Genomic DNA, 19,121 nt, shown 5'->3' with positions numbered 1-19,121 from the left:
GACGTGCTGGGTCTATTCGGCCGGGATGGATTTTGCGTCTGCCTCTTGCCGGTTACAGTGGCTTTGCACAAACTCGATTATCCGGTCATGTGCCCCGTCAATGTCTTCGTTGACGATACCGTGGCGGTCGGACTTCAGCATCTGGACATCTATCTCGGTGGCATTTGTTGCCAAACGCCGGATCATGGTCGCACTGGCCGGATCGACAACCTTGTCGTGATCGCCCTGCAGGATTAGGGTCGGGCAATCGAGGTCGGGCAGGCGTCGTTGCATCTCGGCGACGGTTTGGCGCAGCTGATGCAGGCCACCAATCGGGATGTTGCGATAATTGATGTCGGGATGTTCCGACTCGTTGGGTCTGAAACTGAGCAGTTCCTGTGCCGAGGGCATCCATCCCATCAGTTTGTTCGCCCCATATAGCAGTGGCACGAACATCAGGTTGCGATTGCGGAATTTAAGCGGCGTGCCCGCAAGGACAAGGGCGCGCAGTTTCTCTGGTTTATCAGCAGCCTGAATCGCCGACAGGGCCCCGCCGGTTGAAAACCCGACAATGATCACCTGATCGCAAAACGGACTGAGAATTTCATAGCCCCGTCGCACAGACGCCAGCCAGTCAGTCCATTTGCGCTTTTGCAGTTCGTGGGGTGATGTGCCGTGCCCGGCAAGTCGGACCCCCATTACCGCATGACCCATGGCAGCAAACTTTTCGCCCAGTTCACGCAATTCTGCCGGTGATGCCAAAAAGCCATGTACCAGCAACACACCGCAGGCAAAGTGCGTCTGCCCATTGGGCAGCAACAGATAGGGGCGGCTGTCGGCGGTGGCGGTTTCCTGGCTGTTGATCGCATCATATTTTGGCTTCTGGAACTTGGTGTGGTTCCACTGCCAGGCCAGAATTTCATCATCAAAGCGGCGATGGGCGATGTCGGTTGGGCTTAGATGATCAACCTCGATCCGCGCACGTTCAAGCGCCTGCCAAGCGGCATGGATCGGGGCCATTTCGTTGGCATAGACCATGATCGGGTTATCCATGCGGATTTGGTCAAACCCGGCTTCGGCCTGCAGTTTTGGCAGGAAGCAGTATTTCTGATCACGCCGTTCAATCAGGCCAAGCTGAACCGCACTGTCGATAAAGAAGCGGATTTGCGGGCAATTGAGCTCAAAAATGCCGACATAGTCCGCCGGATTACGCATGCCGCGATGCAGATGGACGTTTTCGGCCTGCTGGATGTTCTTGATTGCCAGATAAAGTGTTTTGTCAAAGTGGCTGATATCAATTTCCGTTACGCCATCATCAAGCCACATCATGATCAGGCGTGATGCCAGATGGCTGACATTGATCGTCAGGTTGGAATACATCACCGACATGCAATGGTCGCGAAGCGGTCTGATATGGCGGGTGATGGCAAATTGCGGGACGCGTTCAGTGATTTTCTCAATGGTCTTGGCCGGTTTAAAAAGGTCATCAACGCTTTCGGCCTGTTCGACCCGTTTGGCAAGCAGCCGACGATCCAGCCAATTGAACTGATCGCGTGGATTGACTGGATTTCCCAATCGGATGTCCATGTCGGTCTTCTTGAACATCAGGTTGCCTTCGATGATCATTTCCTCGGCCATTTTGGGGCTGAGCCCGCCGCTAAACATGTCGGCTGCCCGCGCCAGCAGGTTCTGATCAACGCGGAGCGGATGGAAGGTGATGTTGGCCGGAAACATCAGGGTCGGCTTGGCAAGGGTTTGGCGCAGATCATCTTCACTGCGTTCCAGAAGGTCCGCCCAACGGCTGAGTTCATCAGTTTTGCCCTTATCAATCAGGGCCGATAGACCGATTTTGAAACCATCAATGCAAAGTCCAAGCAACGCCGCCCCGGTATGATGGGCGCGTCTTGTGTCAGCCGATCTGGAATAGATGCTGTAATCGGGGCGTTTGGGATGCGGTCGCACATCTGTCAGAACCCGACGATCCTTGACCATACCGCCTTCGGGAAAGACGACAACCTTGCCGCCGCGCAGAACTTCCTCGGCCAGAAATGGCAACAGGCGTTGATAATCGTTGGGCACCCCGCCAAGGGCGCGGAGATAACGCGAGAAGGTATTGTCCTGGGCAAAGAACTCGCCCGACGCGATGGACCGGCAATAAACACCGGTTTCAAGCGCGATCAGGAATTGCGGGATAAAGGTTTCAAATCGGGCGAAATGGTTGAACATGAAGATGTCGCCCTGCGACAGGTGGTCGCGTGGGCCGTGCATCTTGATGTTGATGTCGATATTGGCGCGCAACGCCATCATCGCGCGAACGGTCCATTCGCAGGTCTTGGGATTGATGGCGAATTTTTCGCGTTCGATATCGCGGAATGTCTGAACCATGTGCGGCAATATCCCTGCGTGCGATAAGGCGTTGGTTTCTTGGAACGTTTTATCAGTTTCTTATAACGTTTCGATTAAGATAGATATGTGTTGCAATTCCCGGTTTTGGAAGGCGTGCCGACTTCGATTTACCAAGATTTGATGCCAGTAGGGTCTGTCTTTCGTATAATCCCTGACCTATTCGCCGCCCCGGCCTTAAGCGCCGCGCCCTCATCAACTTGACCATCAACGTATCGCCACCCTTTGATTGGAGGCCTTTTGCCCGTTCCTGCCCCGGACCCGGATCAAAAAAAGTCTGATTCTGCTGCTGTCTCTGAACAGGATGGAGCACAAAAATCGATCTTTGCGGATCGCAACTTCCTGCTGTTTCTTGTCGGGCAATGCATCACGACACAAGGATTGTGGATTCAGAAAATTGCCATGTCATGGCTGGCTTGGTCGCTGACCGGATCGGCCTTCTGGACCGGGGTGATTGCCGCTCTTAACTTCGCGCCAGCCTTCTTCCTTGGGCCGATTTTCGGGGTAATGGCTGATCGGGTCGATTTGCGGCGGACAGCCATGCTGCTTAATCTTGGGCAGGCGGGTGTGTCTTTCCTTCTGATGGGGCTTTCCTATGCTGACATGATGACCCTGCCCTGGATGGTGGTGCTGGCAGGTTCGATGGGGATTCTTGGTAGTGCGATGACGCCCATTCGCCTGTCACTGGTGCCGGTGATTGTTCCGCGCGCTTTCATGAACCGCGCGGTGGCTTATGCGGCGATGAATTTCAATATTTCGCGGCTCGTCGGGCCTGCTGTGGGTGGGGTGGTGATTGCCACCTGGGGCACCGGGGCTGCGTTTATGATCAATGCGATCAGCTATCTGCCGATGGTGTTCGTCATCTCGGTCGTGACCATTCATATGGAACGCGCACCCGATGCCAAAAGTCGGCGCATCTGGACGTCTCTTGTTGACGGGGCAAGCTATGCACTGAACCACCGGATGATCCGGTCCGTCCTTGCACTGTCCTGCTTTGTCTCGCTGGTCGGAACCGGCATGGTCGAGCTGATGCCGGTTTTTGCCGAGGCAGTCTATGGCCGGGGGGTTACCGGACTTGGCATGCTGGCATCGAGTGCCGGGATCGGGGCAGTGACATCGACATTTATCCTGTCGCGCATTTCATCGGAAGCCCTTGCCTATCAACGGGTGACCATTGTGGGTGCATTTGCCGCGGCCATTGGCATGACCGGACTTGGATTTGCGCCGTGGTATGAGCTGGCGGTTGTTCTGGTGGCTCTTACGGGCGGCGGTTTGACCCTTGTTGGTGTGGGATCGCAGACAGCCTTGCAACTGACCGTCGATAACCGTCTGCGCGGTCGGGTGATGAGTTTCTGGAGTGCGACCAGCTTTGGCGGTATGGCGCTTGGCGGGACGTTGCTTGGCGCAATTTCCGAGGCTGGTGACATTCAATATACAGCGCGTGGGTCGGGCGTTTTGATTCTGTGTGCCGCCTGTGTCGGGCTTTGGCGGCTTTATCGCATCGGCGCGCTGCCACGTCCGGGTGCGTTGCGGTAAAGGATTATTAAGGCCCGCCATCCTATGGTGATCCATCGTGAGAAGATGGGGATTTCCAGATGCGTTTGCTTGGTATTGTCGGACTGTGTTTGCTGCTTTCGGCCTGCTTTAGCACGGGCAATACCGCAAGTCGCCCAAGTGGCCCGATGCCAAGTGATACCGTCCAGTCGCTTGCCAGCGTCAAAATCCCGACCTCTCCCCTGAATAATTTCGCCCCGACCAACAAGTTCCTGCAATGCGTGCCCTATGCCCGCGAAGTCTCCGGGATTCAGATCTATGGTGATGCCTGGACTTGGTGGGGACAGGCCGGTCAGAAAAACTTCCAGCGTGGCAACCGCCCGCAAGTCGGGGCTGTTCTTGCCCTGCGCAAGACATCGCGTCTGAAACTGGGCCATGTTGCGGTGGTGTCAGCCATCCTTGATGATCGCAAGATCCTTGTGAACCATGCCAATTGGGGCAGCGATTCACGCACACGCGGCAAGGTGCATTACCGCCAGCCGGTCGTGGATGTCTCGCCCAACAATGATTGGTCGCAAGTGCGGATGATGAACACGCTGGGAAGCTTTGGCAGCGTGTATCCGGCGCACGGCTTTATTTATCAGCCCCGCGAAACCGCCGAGGCGAACTAAGCCACCGCTTAAGGTGTCCGAAGCGGCGCCAAACATCCTTCCAATATCCCAAAAGAAAAATGGCGAAGCCCCCACGGATAGAGAGCTTCGCCAATTAAACCCGTGCGGGCGGCACGGGTTCGGGGGTTGAACCCGACAAGCGTGGCTGGAAGATCTTTGACAGGGACAGCATCATTGCGCGGTGCGATTACCGATGTGCATTTCTATGCGACTTTTACGCCGCAGATGTGTGGTCCCAATCCTTCTTCGCGCAGCTTGAATTCAATATTATCTATAAAATAACGTTTTCTATATCAATTACGCCGCGATCTGGCGTTGGAATCAACGCCAAAATGAACCTTCAAGCGCGGATAAGGTCAATTTTTTGAGGGTTTCTTTCTAAATCATTGTTTTAAATGGATAAAAATTATCTATAAAATAAGAAAATTCGCCATGCTGTGGTCGCCTGAGCACGTACTCAGGCCTCGATTCCACCTGAATCGGGTTTGCCTGGCTAACTGAAGCCGCAATCGGGGTGTCTGATCAGGGGGATTGAGACAGGTGGACTTAGTTCTGCGTTTGAGGACGCCCGACCTTGCCGGATTTGTTGCCGATCCATTTGACGTGCCGGGCAAGGGTGGCAGCGGCGACATCAATCTGATTGCTGCGCAGTGCCGCAAGGATGGCACGGTGGTCCTGATCGGTCGGGGCTTCCCATTCCATACGAAAACCCGAAAACAGAAAACGCGCACTTGCGGCATGCAGATCGTCAATCGCAGAAAGCAAGCGTGGCATTCCACAGGGTTCAAGGATCACACGGTGAAACGCCTTGTTGGCTTGTTCCCATGCCTGGACGTCGGCGGCGTTTTCGCCGTCGCGGTTATGCGCCTCTGCTGCGTCAAGAATATCGGGTGTCAGATTGGGGGCGGCGTGGCGAAGGGCTAGGACCTCAAGAGATGCGCGCATTTCTGCCACTTCACGCACTTCGGCAATGTCAAAGCTTGCGACCCTGACCCCGCGGCGCGGTTCACTCACAGCAAGACCTTGTGCTTCCAGGCGGCGGAAAGCCTCGCGGACCGGGACGTGACTGGCGCCGAATTCCTCGGCGAAATGGTCCTGACGCAGTTTCATGCCCGGTTCGAATTCACCGGAAATAATCCGCTCTGCCAAGGCGCGAGTGATACGGCCCGCCACCGTGGTGTCTGTGCTGCTTTTTTTCATGTTTTATAGATAATTTGTGACAATTGATTTGTCGATCAGTTTGATGTGCAACAATGTTGTGCGCTGCAATATAATCTAGAAGTATTGGAGTTTCCGATATCGCCAAAAGAGGCTCGGAGGGTACCATCATGCTGGACCAAACTGCCAAACGTGATTTTCCCGAAATTGACCCGTCATTGCTTCGTACAGATCCAGAAGTTGGTCTTGCACAGGACGAAGCAAAGCGCCGGACCGAGCAGTTTGGTGAAAATCGCCTCCGCGATGATCAGACCAGCCCGCTTAAAAAGCTTTTGTCATTCTTCTGGGGTCCGATCCCGTGGATGATTGAGGTTGCTGCGATCCTGTCAGCCGTGGTGCAGCATTGGTCAGACTTTGCAATCATCATGGTGATGCTGATGCTCAATGCCGGTGTCGGCTTCTGGCAGGAATTCAAGGCGGACAATGCCATTGCCGCTCTTAAACAGCGCCTTGCCCCGGATGCACGGGTTTTGCGCGATGGCGCGTGGTCTGATCTTCCGGCCCTTGAACTGGTGCCGGGTGACATTATTCGCATCAAGCTTGGTGATATCATACCCGCCGATGCAAAACTGTTGGCAGGTGATTATCTGCGTGTTGACCAGTCCGCGCTTACCGGTGAGTCGCTGGCGATTGATATGAAAATCGGGGACGAGGTCTTTTCTGGTGCGGTGGCCCGTCAGGGGCAAATGACGGCCATGGTGACCGCGACCGGCATGGCAACCTACCTTGGTCGGACGGCAAGTCTGGTCAAAAATGCTGGCAAACAATCACATTTTCAGCGTGCAGTGCTGCGCATCGGTAACTTCCTGATCCTGATTACGCTGGGGCTGATCGCGCTGATCATGACCGTCGCCCTGCATCGCGGTGATCCGTTGATGGAAACCTTGTTGTTTGCATTGATCTTGGCCGTCGCGGCTATTCCGGTGGCTTTGCCTGCGGTTCTTTCGGTGACGCTTGCGGTCGGGGCCGAGAAACTGGCGCGCATGAAAGCCATCGTTTCAAGGCTTGTCTCGATCGAGGAACTGGCCGGGATGGATATCCTGTGTTCGGACAAGACCGGCACATTGACGCAAAATCATCTGACGGTCGGAAAACCGGTTTTGATTGATGCCGCAGATGAAGATGAATTGATCCGTGCTGCTGCACTGGCGTCAGAAGCCGACAGTCACGACCCTATCGACAGCGCTGTTTTCACAACCCTTGGCGATCCGGCAAAGCTGGATGGTTTTGACGTCACCACGTTTCGGCAGTTTGATCCGGTCCGCAAACGTGCGGAGGCCGAAGTAAGCCATGGCGGAAAGACCATCTTGGTGGCCAAGGGGGCGCCGCAGGCGGTTTTGGCCCTGCTGTGCGAAGATGAGGCATCTGATATCGAAAGTGTCGCAGCCTATCGCCCGGTGATGGACGCGATCAAAACCATGGCAGAGCACGGATACCGTGCCCTTGGCGTGGCAAGCACGGATGCGGACGGGAATTGGCAGTTTCTTGGCCTGTTGCCGCTATTTGATCCGCCCCGCGAAGATGCGGCATCAACGATTGCCGAGCTGCGCAGCAAAGGCGTTGATATCCGCATGATCACCGGCGATCACGAGGCGATTGGTCGCGAAGTCGCCAGCGAACTTGGGTTGGGCCAGAATATCCTGCCTGCTGACGCGGTGTTTGATCGCAACAATCTGGCACGCGATCCGGTCATGATGGAACAGGCAGACGGTTTTGCCCGGGTCTTCCCCGAACATAAATATGCGATTGTCCGACAGTTTCAGGATCGCGGTCATATTGTTGGCATGACCGGCGACGGTGTGAATGACGCGCCGGCGCTTAAACAGGCCGATATCGGGATCGCGGTTTCAAACTCGACAGATGCGGCGCGCGCGGCGGCGGATCTTGTGCTGACCGCACCAGGTATTTCCGTGATCACCAGTGCGATTGAAGAATCGCGGCGCATTTTTGAACGCATGGGCAGTTACGCAACCTTCCGGATATCAGAGACGATCCGGGTTTTGCTGTTCATGACGATTTCGATCCTTGTGTTTGATTTCTACCCGGTGACGGCGGTGATGATCGTGTTGCTGGCCTTGCTGAATGATTTCCCGATCATGATGATCGCCTATGACAATGCCGATGTTGCCGACGATCCGGTGCGGTGGAACATGGGCAATACATTGACCATGGCATCGCTTTTAGGCGCGATCGGCGTGGTTTCATCATTCACCTTGCTATGGGTTTCTGAAATCTGGTTGCACCTGTCACCTGAAGAGGTTCAGACGCTTGTGTTCCTCAAGCTTCTGGTCGCAGGCCACCTGACGATCTATCTCACCCGCCACAAGGGGTTCTTCTGGCAAAAACCCTATCCGAACATAAAACTGTTTCTGGCAACCGAGGTTACCCAGGTTATCGGGACGCTGGCAGCGGTTTATGGCTGGTTCGTGCCGCCGATTGGCTGGTATCACGCGCTGGTGGTCTGGGGCTATGCCCTTTGCTGGTTTGTCGTAGCGGGCCTGATCAAGGTCTGGGTCTTTCGGCTTTTGACCCATCGACATCACAGCCATCATAGCCATCTGGCACGTGTCGAGGGATCATTGCATCGCGGCCATTAAGGTGTGAAAGCCCTCAAAACAAAAAAGCCGGACTTGTGTGTCCGGCTTTGGTGGATCGTGCTTTTGGCGCTTATTCGGCGGCAACATCGCAATGTTCATCAGGCATGTCGGCAAAGGCATCACGAAGCGCATTCGACCATGCATCCGAAAGCGCGCGAAACCCTTGGTCATCGGCCTCGATCCGGCGGATTTCGGAGAACTGGCAAGCGTCATCGGGCAGAACAGCCAGATCAAGCGGCATGCCAACCGACAGGTTGGAGCGCAGCGTTGAATCCATTGAAAGCAACACGGCCTTGACCCCGTCATGAATCGGTGTGTCCGGGGTGATCACGCGATCAAGGATCGGTTTGCCGTATTTGTGCTCGCCAATCTGAAGATATGGCGTGTCGGATGTGGCTTCGATGAAATTGCCCGCAGCGTAGATAAGAAACAGGCGTTGATCGCCGCCCTTGCGCTGGCCGCCAATCATGATCGTGGCCGCACTGCTTTCATGATGCTGTTCAAGCGTATCATGGTACTTCAGCTGCACCTTCTGCATGGCTTCGCCGACCAGTTCGGCAACGCGAAACATGCTGGGCGCACTCAGAATACAGTCGCCCGCCTTTGTGTCGGGATCGTCGATGGCTTCAAACAGGGTGCTCATGACCGCTTGGGTGATGGCGAGATTGCCTGCCGAAAGTGCGACAATCGCGCGTTCGCCCGGGACTTCCCAGGTAAACATCTTGCGATAGCGGGAAATGTTATCAAGGCCCGCATTGGTCCGCGTGTCCGAAAGGAAAACCAACCCTTCGTTCAGCATCAACCCGACACAGTAGGTCATTTTTTTCGAGTCCGACTATTGTTGTGACTGCGCAATGACGACTGTTACATCCAAATTCTCATTTCCGCCACCAGTATGTACGCCGCGGACCGGTGTTGCGACCTGACCATCAAGTCCTGAGCCCAGCCGGATGTAATAATCGGTCGGGCAGCACTTGTTGGCCGCATCAAATCCGACCCAGCCGAACTCCGGCAGATGCAACTCCGCCCAGGCGTGTGATGCCTCATGCGGTTTGCCTTCATGATCAGCAAACAGATATCCCGATACATAGCGGGCCGGAATACCCAGATGGCGGGCAGCCGAGATCAGAACATGGGCATGATCCTGACAAACACCCTTACCGTCGGCAAGCGCGTCGGCGGCTGTTGTGTGCACGTGGGTTGTGCCTGGTGCAAATTCAATGGCATCGGCAACTGCTTCTGCAAGGCCGTGCGCAAGTTCCAGCATTGCGCCGTCCTTGTGTTTCTTCGCGACCTTGTCGGCAAGCTTGCGAATGGCGGCACTCGATTTGGTCATCGGGGTTGTGCGCAGGAAAACGGCGGGAAAGGCGCGTTCCTTGTGCCCGCGCAAAACGCCTGCGGTATCCGTTGTCTCGACCTCGCCGGTGACGACGATTTCAATCGCCTCGACCGGGCCGTTTGACGTCAGGGTACTGATGACATCGCCGTTGCCATCGGTGAATTCTGCACCAATGTTGCAGCCTTCGGCAGTGATCGACCAGTTCAGGACTTTCTGGCCTTCAAACTCCGCCGGAGTCAGCTTAAGGCTCTGTACCGCGTGATAGGCCGGGCTTTCGTAACGGTAATGAGTTCTGTGTTCGACGGTTAGGCGCATCTTACTGTCCCCCGAAATGATAGGCATCAGCAATGGCGAGCGACAGCAGGCGGTTGCGTCCTTGGAAGTCGGTCAGGAATTCGTGCAACCCGGTCGAAAAGATCTCGTCCATGTCACTTTGCGTCAGCAGGGAATACATATCGACCGCTTGGCGATGGACGCTGTGACGTTGGCCATAATGTCGGGCCAATCGTTCTAGATGCTGGGTAATCTGTTCAGCGCAATGGGCAAGTGATCGCGGGCTGAACGGATTGAGGATCAGGAAATGTGCGATCCTGTGTGGTGAATAGTCATCGCGATAGACCCAGTGGAAGGCACGCAACGACGATGCCGCGCGCAGAACTGTCGTCCATTGATAATTGTCCACACCATCGCCGACCATGCTGGTTTCAGGCAGCAGGACGTAATATTTGACGTCCAGAAGCCGTGCGGTGTTGTCGGCCCGCTCGATAAAGGTGCCAAGACGGATAAAGTCATAGCCGTCATTGCGCAAAATGGTGGAATCAGTCGCCCCTCTGAACAGGGCGCCTTGTTTTTTGACCCAGTCGATGAATTCCGGCAATTCGTTCTTGGCCAGATTGTGCATCGACGGGCGTCTGAGTTCCATCAGGGCATTGTTAAGCGCCTCCCACATTTCTGCGGTGATCGCGGTGCGCATGGCGCGCGCATTTGCCCTGGCATATTCAAAGCAATTGAGAATCGACGACGAATTGTCGCGGTTGAAGATCAGGAAATTGGCGACCTCTTCCTGGCGCAAGGGTGCATCGGGGTCATACCCGGCTGCACAGCCAGACGCGGAAAGAACCGATTCCCATTCAGACCGGTTACCGCTGGCAGCTGCGGGCATCAGCGCCATGCGATAGCCCATTTCCATCAGGCGGGCCATGTTCTCGGCCCGTTCAACATATCTCGACAGCCAGAAAAGGTTTTCTGCGGTACGACTAAGCATCTCTCAACCCTTTCCTTTTAATCGCTCATGATCCAGGTGTCCTTGACCCCGCCGCCCTGCGACGAGTTCACGACAAGTGACCCTTCGCGCATGGCGACCCGGGTCAGTCCACCCGGTGTCAGGCGCACGTTATCGCCGACAAGGCAGAATGGCCTGAAGTCGACATGACGGGGCGCAACGCCGCTTTCAACAAAGGTTGGGCAAGCTGAAAGGGATAATGTCGGTTGGGCAATAAAGTCGCCGGGGTCGGCTTCGATCCGTTTGGCGTAGGCTGCCTGTTCTTCCTTGGTCGATGCCGGACCAACAAGCATACCATAACCACCTGACCCGTGGACTTCCTTGACGACCAGCTCGCCCAGATGTTCGAGAACGTATTTCAGATCATCCGGCTTGCCGCATTTCCAGGTCGGCACGTTATTCAGGATCGGTTCCTGGCCCAGATAGAACCGGATCATATCGGGCACATAGGTATAAACCGCCTTGTCATCGGCAACACCCGCCCCGGGTGCCGAACAGATCGCCACCCCGCCGGAACGATAGACATTCATCAGACCAGGAATGCCCAAAACAGAGTCAGGGCGGAAGCACAGCGGATCAATATAGGAGTCATCAATGCGGCGATAGATCACATCAACCCGTGCCGGGCCGCGCGTGGTGCGCATATAGACCCGGTCTTCGTGCACAAACAGGTCCTGACCTTCGACCAGTTCAACACCCATCTGGTCGGCAAGGAACGAATGTTCATAATACGCACTGTTCATCGCACCCGGGGTCAGGACGACGATATTGGGTTCGCGGTCGCATTTGCGGGGCGCGATGCTCTTAAGCGTCTTGAGCAACATGTCCGGGTAACTTTCGACCGGCTCGATCCGCAGGCTTTTGAAAAGATCCGGGAACATGCGCATCATGATTTCGCGGTTCTCAAGCATATAGGACACGCCCGATGGTGTGCGGCAGTTGTCCTCAAGAACATAGAAATCATCTGGCCCGGTGCGCACAATATCGACCCCGACAATGTGGCTGTATACGTTGCGCGGCGGGTCGATACCGATCACGGCCGGTTCAAACGCGTCGTTGCGAAATACAAGATCGGCCGGGACGATGCCGGCCTTGATGATTTCGGCATTGTGGTAGACGTCATAAAGAAACGCATTCAGCGCACGGGCACGCTGTTTGACGCCGCGATCAAGCTTTCGCCATTCGCCGGATGTGAAAATACGGGGAATGAGATCAAATGGAATAAGCCGTTCGGGGTCTCCACCCTCGCCATAAACCGCAAATGTAATGCCGATCTTGCGGAACAGTGTTTCGGCTTCAAGGCGCTTTTGTTCGAGAACCTCGGGGCCGCTTGCTTCCATCCAGTCAACCAAGGCGCGATAAGGTTCGCGAATCTGGTCGTCCACACTCATCTCGTTGAACATGCAATCTCCCCTTTATTTCTATTTGATTAAAGGGTGCCGGGCAGGGCGGGGTCAAGGATGTTCACGGTTGAAATGACAGATTTTTCAGCAAATTGCTGTTCTGCCGAAAAAATAAACTTGTTGATCAGAGGGTTTGTCCAAAAAAAGGGCGAACATGAAGTTCGCCCGTTTTGATCATGCTTTGGCCGGGCGCAGAACATGGGTGTGGTCGGCGGCATAAAGTCTAGAGTCGGTAAAATCTTTTCGACCGAAAACTTCACCCACCATGATGAGCGCTGTACGCGTGATGCCGCTGCCTTTGACCTTGGCCCGGATATCGCCAAGCGTCCCAAATATGTACTGCTGATCGGGCCATGTTGCGCGATAGGCAATCACAACCGGACAGTCTTCCCCATAATGCGGGATCAGATCGCGCACCACATTGGCCAGATTATTGATCGACAAATGTACGGCAAGTGTCGCGCGTGATTTGCCAAGTTCCTTTAGGCTTTCACCATCGGGCATGGACGAGGACCGCATGGCGGTGCGTGTCAGGATTACGGTTTGGGAAATGTCGGGCAGGGTCAATTCCGCGCCAATTTCGGCAGCGGTTGCGGCATAGGCCGAAACACCCGGCGTGATGTCATAGGGAATGCCAAGATCATCCAGACGACGGATCTGCTCGGCAATTGCGCCATAAATCGACGGATCGCCGGAATGCACGCGTGCAACGTCCTGTCCCTTGGCGTGTGCGGCTTCGATTTCGGCCATGATTTCATCAAGGTTCATCGGCGCGGTATCAACAACATGCGCGCCATCGGGGGCTGCGGTAACGATTTCCTCAGGCACCAGCGATCCGGCATAAAGACAGACCGGGCATTTTTCGATCAGGCGCAAGCCGCGCACGGTGATCAGGTCCGGGGCGCCAGGACCGGCGCCGATAAAATGAACAGTCATTATTCTGCCCCGTCTTTTATGGAGATGTCGTTTTTGGATGTGTCAGTGCTGCTATGGACGGGCGCTTTCGCCGCATCCGGGCCCTTTTTGGCGTAACCGCGCGGGGTATAGACCCATTCGTTCTCGCCGCGCGTAATGTGGCGGCTGTTGCTTGATCCGACCAGAACGGTGGTCAGCATATCGACCATGTCGACTTCTAGTTTCGAAAGCGGAACGACTGTGATTTCCTCGTCCGGGCGCCCCAACTGACGGCCAAGTACCACTGGTGTATCTTCCTGGCGATGTTCAAGCAGGATATCGCGTGCCTTGGCCAGCAAATCACGGCGGCGTTTGGATACCGGGTTATAGAAGGCAATCACGAAATCGCCCTCGGCCGCTGATTTCAGGCGACGCAGGATATCTTCGCGCGGGGTCAAAAGGTCCGAAAGCGAGATCGCACAGAAATCATGGCCCAATGGCGCACCAATCCGCGATGCCGCCGCCTGCAGGGCCGAAATGCCCGGCGACACCTGAACTGCGACCCGGTTCCAGTCCGCGCGGTCTTCGCGATCAAGCAACTCGAACACAAGCGTCGCCAGCGCATAAATCCCGGCATCACCCGACCCGATCAGCGCGACATCCTTGCCAGTCGCGGCGAGTTCAAGCGCATGCCGCGCGCGGGCTTCTTCGGCACCAAGGTCGGAATGATGGCAATCCTTGCCGTCAATCAGCGGCCCCAACAGATCAAGATACATCTGATAACCGACAATATCGGTTGCCCGGCCAATCAGGGCGGTGGCCTCCGGGCTGCGCCAGCCGATCTGACCCGGACCAATGCCAACAATCGAAAGTCTGCCTTGGGCGGTCCCGACTTTCTCGGGGATGATGTCATCCTGAGACAAAGCAACCGCGCAGGTGGATTTTTTGGTCTTGTGTTTGGGCACAATCAGCTTGCCGTTTGGGCCGACCGTTGCCAGTGCCGCACCCTCGGCCACACCATGGCAGCCGGTTTCAGCAAAGACGACGTCTGATGGTGTCACAAGGCGGTCTGCCTCCGCCTCAAGGGTTTTGGCATCAAAGAAACGTGCCGGAACGCCAAGGCGGCGTGCCAGCTCATGGACTGCTGCTTCGTCGGCCTTGAGGTCAATTGATGTCACGCAGGCAATGGCCTTGGGGCTCAGGCACTGACCGGCCAGTGTTTCCATTACCAGATCATAAAGATCATCTACCGGACAGCCGCGTTCACACCCGACCCCAAGGGCCAGAACCGGCGGGTGATAGGTGATCGCGGTTTCAGTACCATCGCTGATCGCGTCTTCATTGGCACCCTCGCGGGCGGTTGCCGTGATCAGGATATTGCCGTCTTCAGACTGGGCAATCGCGCTGTTGGTCAGCCACGCGCTCGAACCTGCTTCGACCTCAATCCGGGCAGATGCACCGGCCAACAGGGCCGCGGTGGCGGGTTTGACGGTTTCGGGCGTACCAAGTGTCCAGCCAGCTGGCGGTTCATCAAGGGCAAGGCCCAGCATGGCATCGCCCGGCGTGGTAATGGCGGCATTGCCACCAAGACGATCAGCCAAATCGCGCGCCAGCCGGTTTCCACCATGATGCCCACCCAAAAGCGGGATGAAATTATCACCGGCTTCATCAACGGCAATCACGGCGGCGTCCTGCCATTTGCCCGCCAGAAGGGGCGCAAGGGCGCGGATCAAAATGCCCGATGCGCAGACGCCAATGATGACATAATCCGATGAAAAAGTTTGTTGCAGATGCGCAATGGTATCATCAAAGGCGACATCGACGTCATTAATCGACACGCGGGTACGCAGGCCGTGTACGGCGGCCCCTTGCAGGCTTGATGCAATCTTGCGTGCGGTCGGAAGGGCGCGCTGGGTCAGACAGATCACTGCTATCGGGGCAATTGGATCGGTCGGCAGTGCCGGATTGTTATTGTTGTTTTGGGCAGTCATCGCCATGCGTCTCCGCGACGGTGGATCAGAATCATGGAAAAATACGGGGCCTTGGCATCGCTCGGCAATTCACCAAGCGGCACCATTTTCTGGGTCTCAAGCGTGGCGCGTTCGATATACCGCGCCCGATCGGTCAGACCAAGTTCATCAATGACCGCACGCACCTTGGCAAAATGACGGCCCAGTTTGATGATCGCAGCGGCATCGGTATCGGCCAGCTGTTTGCGCAGCCGGTCTGCATCAAGTGGGCCTGGAATGACTTGCAAAACATCATTCTTGGCGGCCAGCGGTGCGCCTAGCTGGGCGGCACAGGCCATCATGGAACTGACACCGGGCACGGTTTTGACCGGATGACCGGCTTCTGCCAGTCGGCCAAACAGATACATGAAGCTGCCATAAAAGAACGGATCACCTTCGCACAGCACGGCCACTGTTTTACCATCTGCCAGATGCTTGCCGATTTCGATCGCGGCGGCGTCATAGATCGGGTCCGCCGACTTACCCATTTCAATGCGAATGGCGATTTCAACACGGCCTTTGGGGATATGCGGATCAACGATCTGACGCGCGAGGCTGACGCCGTCTTCAAGGGCGGGATAGGCAATCACATCGGCCTTTTGCAGGATATTATAGGCCTTAAGCGTGATCAGATCGGGTTCGCCCGGTCCGATGCCAAGCCCATAGGCCGTGCCGGCTTCAGGAAGGGGCGTTGCGGGATTTTCCGCACTGCTCATGCTTTTACTCCGAGGTAATGGGTGACCGGCGCCAGATTGCTCCAACCCTTGAAACCGCCGCGGGGAACCAGTCGGGAAACCGACAGGCGCGTCAGGCTGCCACCGTTTTTATTATAAAACCGTAATAATTGTTCTTCGCCTTCAAGCGTGACCGTATTGGCCACCAGCCGACCATGGCGCGGCAACAGATCCCAACAGGTATCGAGCAAGCCATCAATGGTGATCCCGCCGCCGATGAAAATGGCATCTGGTTTTGGCAGGCGATCAGCGAAGGCGAGCGCCTCTTCAATTGATTTTTGCTCTATCGCAAGGGTCGGAACGCCAAGACGAACGGCGTTTTTGCGGATCATGTCACAGCGTTCGACATCACGTTCAATCGCAACTGCCAGACCACCCATACGTATCCATTCAACCGAGACCGACCCGCAACCAGCGCCAAGATCCCACAGAACACCACCGTCAAAGGGCGCAAGTGAGGACAGGGTCTGTGCACGGATTTCCGATTTCGTGATCATGCCATCATGGACAAAGGCGTCATCGGGAAGGCCGGGGCCCTTTGGCAACGGTTTCGCGTTGGGGCCAGCTTCCAGGTCAATCATGATCAGGTTAAGCGGATCAATCGGCTTGATATCGGGCATGGATGTCGCCCGCGACTGCCATGTTTGCGCGGTCTGGGTGGTAATGCGTTCTTCCGGGCCGCCAAGGCGTTCGCAGACCGACATGCGGCTTTGATCAAATCCGGCTTCGCACAACATGACGGCGACCAGCGCCGGGGTCGCGCCATCGGCACTGAGCGCGATCAGTTTGCCATGTGGGCGCAAATGGGCGCGCAGGGTTTCGGGATCACGACCATGCAGCGTGATCACTTCGCATTCCGCCAGCGGCCAGCCAAGCCTGGATGCGGCCAATGAAATGCTTGATGGTGCCGGGATCGCGTAAATTGGTTCGGGTCCGAAATATTTAATCAGCGTATTACCCACGCCGAAATACATCGGATCGCCGCTGGCCAGCACGACCGGGTTTTGATCAAGGCAATCCTCGATCAGCGGCAGATTGGCTTCAAACGGCGTGATCCATTTATTTTGGGTCGCGGTGTTGGAGCCGGGTAGCATGGCAATATGGCGTGCGCCACCAAAGATGATGCTGGCCTTTTCAAGAATGCCCTGCGCCATCGGCGACAATCCGTCATAGCCATCCTCACCAATGCCAATGACCGTGATGCGGCCCTTGATCGGGGATTGTTCATTCATGACGGCCTGCCTTTCACACGACCCGCGGTGCCATCTGGTGTGGTGTCACCACCCTGCGCCATACGGGCGAGTGCGTTAACGGTGGCTGCTGTTACGGCACTGCCGCCAAACCGGCCGCGCAGTGTGACAAAGGGGATGCCGTTGGCATGCGAAATCAGGGCATCCTTGCTTTCAGCGGCCCCTACAAATCCGACCGGCATGCCGATGATCAGGGCAGGCTTGGCCATACGGCCATCCCGGATGGCTTCAAGCAGGTGAAATAACGCGGTTGGCGCATTGCCAATGGCAATTATTGCGCCTTCGATATGATTTACCCAACCCTCAACGGCGGCGGCAGATCGTGTGGTTGCCATATCGTCCGCCAGACTGTGCGTATCGCCGTCATTCAGGGTACACAGTATCCGATTGTTGCTGGGCAGTAGCCGGGAAATGATGCCGTGCCGGACCATTTCAGCGTCGCACAGGACGGGTTTTCCCGCCCGAAAAGCAGTGATTGCAGCCGTGGCGACATCCCCGCCAAAAGTGATCTGATCGGCCATCTCGACCATGCCGCAGGCATGAATGATACGGATGGCGATCGGGCATTCGTCCTCTGAAAAGCGCGCAAGGTTTGCCTCGGCCTCGATGGTGGCAAAGCTTTTAGCGTAGATTTCCTGCGGGTCACGCAGATAGTCGAACATTGCCGCGCCTTTCAGGGGACAGGATCGGCCGGTCAGGAACCGGTCGGCTTTTTCGCATCGTCGTGATCATGGGAATGGCTGTGCCCGTGATCATGACTGTGGTCATGTCCATGGCCGTGATGATGTCCATGAGCGTGGCCGTGGCCATGATGGTGGTGACCATGATCATGGCTGTGTCCATCGGTGCCAATACCCATCACATGATGGTGGTGACCGACCTGTGGGGTGCCAACATCGCCTTCATAGCCAATGATCTGCTCACGATATTTGCAAAGCTGGCAGTTCATGTTGTTGTCGCCGGTATCGATCTCGGTCAGGCGTTCGGCAAAGCTTTCAAGAACCATTGGATGGTCTTTGAGATAACCTGCCTTGATGAATTCGACATCGCCAAATTCAGCGGCAACTTCGTCGGTGTGGGTGTAGATGCGGTCAATCAGAATGCCGGCAAACAGGAAATAGGGGAAAACGACAACGCGCTTGTATCCCAGTTTCATTGCCTCGCGCAGGCCAGCATTGACGCGCGGATGGGCAACGCCGGAATAGCTGATTTCAGTTCGGCCAAAGCCCATGCCTTCCTGCAGCATACGGGCAACCTTATAGACGTTGGAGTTCGCGTCCGGATCATTGGTGCCCCGCCCGACCACCATCAACAGGGTGTCTTCGCGCGAAACGCTGTCATCAGCCCCTTCAAGGGCTTCTTCAATCCGTTGCTTGGCGGCCATCAAAAGTTTGGGGTCAATGGCAAGGTCGCGACCAAACAGAACTTCAATATCCGGGTTTTCGTGGGCAAAATTGTTTACTTCGCTCGGCAGGTCGTTTTTGACGTGACCAGCGGCAAACAGCATGCCCGGCAGGGCATAAATCTTTTTGTGGCCCATCGCTTTGAGCTTTTCAAAGCCGTCTCGCAGGATCGGGTGGGCAAATTCGAGAAAGCCGCTTTCGACATCGTACTCGGCCAGGTGGGTCTGTTTCATCGCTTCAACCATCGCGTTGAACTGTGAAACTGCGCGTTCGTCACGCGAACCATGACCGCAAATCATTACTGCGCCTTTGGGGGACATAAAAGGCTGCTCCTTTGTCTCTCTCTGATGGTGTTGCTCGCACGACATTTTTGCCGTGTGGTACCCGATGCCACCCCCGTTTTCACCGATTGGCCTGCGGAATGCAAGCGGCAGGTACGCCAAGA

15 protein-coding genes are annotated in these 19,121 nt (G+C 55.9%); 3 read left to right on the top strand and 12 right to left on the bottom strand.

Features of this window, described 5'->3' with window-relative positions:
• Window positions 1–12 precede the first annotated feature (12 nt).
• Window positions 13–2,364 (bottom strand): alpha/beta fold hydrolase, encoded by a 2,352-nt coding sequence (locus HED22_RS04820; protein WP_167719704.1) that lies wholly within the window; start codon window positions 2,362–2,364, stop codon window positions 13–15.
• 258 nt (window positions 2,365–2,622) lie between these two features.
• Between HED22_RS04820 and HED22_RS04815 the strand changes: the two genes are divergently transcribed.
• A complete protein-coding gene (locus HED22_RS04815; protein WP_254869778.1) occupies window positions 2,623–3,918 on the top strand; it encodes an MFS transporter in 1,296 nt (431 codons plus the stop codon).
• 59 nt (window positions 3,919–3,977) lie between these two features.
• Entirely contained in the window at window positions 3,978–4,547 is a 570-nt protein-coding gene (locus HED22_RS04810; RefSeq protein ID WP_167719702.1) for a CHAP domain-containing protein, read from the top strand.
• 546 nt (window positions 4,548–5,093) lie between these two features.
• Here the strand turns inward: HED22_RS04810 and HED22_RS04805 are convergent.
• Complete coding sequence (locus HED22_RS04805) at window positions 5,094–5,747, bottom strand: GntR family transcriptional regulator (RefSeq protein WP_167719700.1); 654 nt, start codon at window positions 5,745–5,747, stop codon at window positions 5,094–5,096.
• Between the two features lie 128 nt (window positions 5,748–5,875).
• On the opposite strand from HED22_RS04805, the gene HED22_RS04800 reads away from it, so the two are divergent.
• Window positions 5,876–8,362, top strand: a complete 2,487-nt coding sequence (locus HED22_RS04800; protein WP_254869777.1) for a plasma-membrane proton-efflux P-type ATPase — start codon at window positions 5,876–5,878, stop codon at window positions 8,360–8,362.
• 70 nt (window positions 8,363–8,432) lie between these two features.
• On the opposite strand, the gene HED22_RS04795 is transcribed toward HED22_RS04800, so the two are convergent.
• From HED22_RS04795 to HED22_RS04750, 10 genes are all read right to left on the bottom strand, one after another.
• A complete protein-coding gene (locus tag HED22_RS04795; protein WP_167719698.1) occupies window positions 8,433–9,182 on the bottom strand; it encodes a proteasome-type protease in 750 nt (249 codons plus the stop codon).
• 15 nt (window positions 9,183–9,197) lie between these two features.
• Complete coding sequence (locus HED22_RS04790) at window positions 9,198–10,016, bottom strand: transglutaminase family protein (protein WP_167719696.1); 819 nt, start codon at window positions 10,014–10,016, stop codon at window positions 9,198–9,200.
• Between the two features lies 1 nt (window position 10,017).
• Window positions 10,018–10,965, bottom strand: a complete 948-nt coding sequence (locus HED22_RS04785; protein ID WP_167719694.1) for an alpha-E domain-containing protein — start codon at window positions 10,963–10,965, stop codon at window positions 10,018–10,020.
• 17 nt (window positions 10,966–10,982) lie between these two features.
• On the bottom strand, window positions 10,983–12,386 hold the full coding sequence (locus HED22_RS04780; RefSeq protein WP_167719692.1) for a circularly permuted type 2 ATP-grasp protein: 1,404 nt from the start codon (window positions 12,384–12,386) through the stop codon (window positions 10,983–10,985).
• Between the two features lie 174 nt (window positions 12,387–12,560).
• A complete protein-coding gene (gene cobM / locus HED22_RS04775) occupies window positions 12,561–13,322 on the bottom strand; it encodes a precorrin-4 C(11)-methyltransferase (protein ID WP_167719690.1) in 762 nt (253 codons plus the stop codon).
• On the bottom strand, window positions 13,322–15,271 hold the full coding sequence (cobJ, locus tag HED22_RS04770) for a precorrin-3B C(17)-methyltransferase (protein WP_368484473.1): 1,950 nt from the start codon (window positions 15,269–15,271) through the stop codon (window positions 13,322–13,324). The genes cobM and cobJ overlap by 1 nt, the downstream gene beginning before the upstream one ends.
• Complete coding sequence (cobI, locus tag HED22_RS04765) at window positions 15,268–16,005, bottom strand: precorrin-2 C(20)-methyltransferase (protein ID WP_167719686.1); 738 nt, start codon at window positions 16,003–16,005, stop codon at window positions 15,268–15,270. The genes cobJ and cobI overlap by 4 nt, the downstream gene beginning before the upstream one ends.
• Window positions 16,002–17,255: a precorrin-6y C5,15-methyltransferase (decarboxylating) subunit CbiE gene (gene cbiE, locus HED22_RS04760; protein WP_167719684.1), complete on the bottom strand. Its 1,254-nt coding sequence runs from the start codon at window positions 17,253–17,255 to the stop codon at window positions 16,002–16,004. Before cbiE ends, cobI begins: the two co-directional genes overlap by 4 nt.
• Entirely contained in the window at window positions 17,252–17,935 is a 684-nt protein-coding gene (locus HED22_RS04755) for a precorrin-8X methylmutase (RefSeq protein WP_167719682.1), read from the bottom strand. The genes cbiE and HED22_RS04755 overlap by 4 nt, the downstream gene beginning before the upstream one ends.
• A gap of 32 nt (window positions 17,936–17,967) precedes the next feature.
• Complete coding sequence (locus tag HED22_RS04750) at window positions 17,968–18,996, bottom strand: sirohydrochlorin chelatase (RefSeq protein WP_167719680.1); 1,029 nt, start codon at window positions 18,994–18,996, stop codon at window positions 17,968–17,970.
• Window positions 18,997–19,121 lie beyond the last annotated feature (125 nt).

The sequence above is a fragment of the Thalassospira sp. HF15 genome, from assembly GCF_011806525.1.
Lineage (GTDB): Bacteria > Pseudomonadota > Alphaproteobacteria > Rhodospirillales > Thalassospiraceae > Thalassospira.
The sequence above is the reverse complement of the archived record's forward strand: the minus strand, read 5'-3'. Positions and strand labels throughout refer to the sequence as shown.